The organism is Marinitoga sp. 1155 (genome assembly GCF_001021175.1).
GTDB lineage: Bacteria > Thermotogota > Thermotogae > Petrotogales > Petrotogaceae > Marinitoga.
In genome coordinates this window covers 1-3,638 of the sequence record NZ_AZAX01000051.1, presented here as the reverse complement: position 1 = coordinate 3,638, position 3,638 = coordinate 1, and the positions used below count along the sequence as shown (strand labels likewise).

General features: G+C 24.2%; 4 protein-coding genes. All 4 read right to left on the bottom strand.

Annotated elements, in window-relative coordinates; translation table 11 throughout:
* Positions 1-230: ATP-binding cassette domain-containing protein (locus X274_RS10370; protein WP_047266763.1), on the bottom strand; the 230-nt coding region annotated here is incomplete at its 3' end.
* A 1,153-nt stretch (positions 231-1,383) separates the two neighbouring features.
* Positions 1,384-2,340, bottom strand: a complete 957-nt coding sequence (locus X274_RS10365; RefSeq protein ID WP_047266762.1) for a hypothetical protein — start codon at positions 2,338-2,340, stop codon at positions 1,384-1,386.
* A complete protein-coding gene (locus X274_RS10360; protein WP_047266761.1) occupies positions 2,312-2,977 on the bottom strand; it encodes an ATP-binding cassette domain-containing protein in 666 nt (221 codons plus the stop codon). The genes X274_RS10365 and X274_RS10360 overlap by 29 nt, the downstream gene beginning before the upstream one ends.
* 73 nt (positions 2,978-3,050) lie before the next feature.
* Entirely contained in the window at positions 3,051-3,596 is a 546-nt protein-coding gene (locus tag X274_RS10355; RefSeq protein ID WP_052913298.1) for a hypothetical protein, read from the bottom strand.
* Positions 3,597-3,638 lie beyond the last annotated feature (42 nt).

The following is a 3,638-nucleotide window of genomic DNA, read 5'->3' as shown; positions in this document are numbered from 1 at the left end:
TCTTTTGATAATTTTTTCCATTTTGTCTTAACATCATAATTAAGAACTTTTATTTCTCCTTCATCCGGTAATAATAATCCTATTGCAATTTTAAGTAATGTGCTTTTACCGCTTCCATTTTTTCCTATAACAACAGCAAAATCCCCTTTCTTAATTGATAAATTAATATCTTTCAATACTTCAAGATTTTCAAAACTTTTTTTAATATTTTTTGCTTCTATTACTTTCATATTTTCACCTGCTCTTTATATTTAAAATATAAACTTAAAAGTTCCTCGTATACTTTATTATGAAATGCTTTCCAGCAATCTTTTTTTGCTTTGTTAATATAAATATTATATCTACTCAAAAAATTTTTTTAGTTTTTTCCAACCGGTTGGTAAGGTGTATAAATTTTGTTATAATATATAAGGACCTTTTTTCAAAACTTACTCAGAAATTTCCTGCTGAATTTGAGGGTTGGATGAATCGGTTGTGTATTCTTTATCATTATCTCCTGCAAAGAAGATTGTTGAAAATAACAGAATTCCTATAAGTATCAATATTATTATTTTTTTTCATTATCCCACCTCCCTGTTTTCATTTTACCATTTCTAACATGACTTTCAAGTGTTTTTTTATTTTTTATAAATCCTTATTTTATCAGCGTTTTATAATTTCACAATTTCACGATATTTGTAAAAATAAATATTGTTACATTTTAATAATATTATAATTTTTATTAATTTTACTTATTCTGTACCAAAAGACATATCCATAATACCATTAATTCTTTCAATCTCCCAACGTAATTTATAATCATTCTTAAAAGCAATTCTAAAAGATTTCATAACATATCTATTATAAGATTCATAATATTTAGTATTTCTTTTATTTAAATCAATAACAGGAATAAAACCAGAAGATTTAATCTTTGAAAAAATATCATAAGAATCATAAGCTGCATTGAAATATTATGAAATAATATTTCAAAAAGTTTTATAATAATAATTTATATGTTATATCATCAAAATTTTGCGAAGCAATGCAAAGTAAAATCAAGAACAAAGTCATTTTTAGCATCTAATTACGATGTCCAAAAAGTAAAGTCGCTCAAACCTTGATTGTTAATCCTCAAAAATAGCTCATTCTTGCCGGTCGTATCAGACTCACATCCGTGTTCGGCTTCACTCAATTTTACGCTTAGATTTTTTATAAAAAATCTAAGGGAAAAGGTGAGCGATAGCTCAAAAGTTTTTTATAAAATCAAAAATATTTAAACCAATACCCGCGGTAGCGTGTATGGACAATCTGCGAGTTTTCGCTTGCTTTACTAATTGGACAACCTACTGCAGTTCCATTTTCTCTCAAGGCTGCTGATTGCTTATCTAAAATTGAAAATTATTAATCTATATATTTACTCTGTATTTTTACTATTGTATAGGTAAACAATGTACTTATAAAAATATAGATAAATAATAAAATTATAGATAGATTTAATGAAACCATTTCAGGTTTAAACAATACAAAATTTCCGTAAAAATCAAAAACTTTATGGCCTAATATTGAGATTAAATTTCTTAAATCATATTTCCCAAAAATCGGGAAAATAAAATTATATAGAACTAAAATTAACATAGGATACATAATTCCTCTAAATAATATTCCGAGATAAAATCCAAAAGTTGTAAAAATAAATGAAAGAAATAAACTTAATATAAATTGTAGAATGATATTTGTATCCCAAGGTTGTATCAATAATTTAAAATCATTGATGGGAATATCCAAAGAGAAAGTGTTATAAAAGACAAAACTTATTATGATTGACAGAAATACTACAATAAAAATAATTAAAAAAGATAATATGTACATTGTTATTTGTTTTGATAGTAATATATTCATCCAGTTATTTTGAACTGCTTTAATCTTTATAGTTTTATATTTTGTATCGTATATTCCTATATATATCCCATATACACTGAAAAAAAATGAATAAAAAATAAAAGATAAATATTTCAAAGTATTAGTTATAATACGCCCAGGATTTTTTAAATCATAAACAGCCAATGCCACATTATTATAATCAAGTTTCAAAACATTATCAATTTTGCTAATCCCGTTATTTTCTTCAACTGTTAAAGGTTCCATTAATACTTTTTCAACATTTATTCCTGATTTTTTTATTTCATTTAGTGTGTGTACAAACAAATTATAATTTTGAATAATTAATTTCTTTTGATTATACAAATTCAATCCTGAAAATATTAACAAAGTTATAATCATTAAAATAAAGACACCAGAATATATTTGATATTTTATTTCTTTCTTTATATTACTGGATAAAATTTTTATATATTTCACTTAAATCACCACCATATCTATTAAAATCATTAATTTTAATAATTGAATGATTTTTTAAAGCAAACAACTCATCAATAATATCATTATAAAATTCAAATTGATGTCCCATCATAATAATAGTGGTTTTCTTTGACCATTTTTTTATTAAATGTTTTAATATAAGTTTTGTGTTATAATCTAATCCGTTTGCTATTTCATCTGCAAATAAGTATCTTGGATTTGAAAGTATTGCAATAATCAAACTTAAAATTTTTCTCTGCCCATGAGAATAATGTTTTACTTTTACTTTTAAAATTTCATCTTTAAAAAATCTATATGATGCTTCCTTTATTTTTTGAATACTGACTTTTTTATTTAATAATAATTCAATATTTTTATAACCACTGAGATTATAATATAACGGTGTATCATTATAAACAACGTATACAGTATCTCTTATTTCATTTAAATGTTTCCTATTATATAAAATTTTACCCTTATAACCTTCCAAATTTAATAAACATTTTAATAATGTGGTTTTCCCGCTTCCGTTTGCCCCTATAAACAATGTTATTTTATTCTCTGGAATCAAAATATTAGCATTTTCAAAAATCAAATTATTTCCATAAGACTTTGTTAGATTTTCTACTGTTATCAATATTAATTACCTCCTTATTATATCAGGAAGGTATTTCCATACCTTCCTGATTTTAAATAATGTGAAAGTTATTTTAATACCAATTATAATTACCATTTGCGTAAATAATAACATAATCTATAACATCACGACTATAAATTTTTACATCTCCCCAGGGTGTCACAACTCCAGTTCCTATGGTTTTCATTGTTCGATATTTATGATATGTTGATGTTTTAGATATCAATACAATTCCTTTCGCATGAACTATATTCGGAAATACATATCCGACTTCTTGCCATCCACTACTAGAAATAATTTTTGTTCCATTGCTTCGCCATTCAATATTATCTCTTGACCATAGCATAAAACTTCCTCTATACAAACTTGTACGGTAAGTAAAAATATTAGAAGAATAATTTGTAATTTTTTTTGTATTTTTATTAAAAATCAACGGACTACTTTCAGTTTTATTGGTTTCGTAAATTTTTAAAATTTCTAATTGTCTTTTTTGTAGTTGCTCATAATTAAATATTGAGCTTTTATGTAATTTTGGATTTCCATTATAAATTACACCATTTGAAAAAATTGTTAAACTTACAAAAATCACCAAAAATACTGTAAAAATATGTTTATTCATACAATCCCTTCTGATTTTTAGATTTTTCTCTGGCACCAGAAT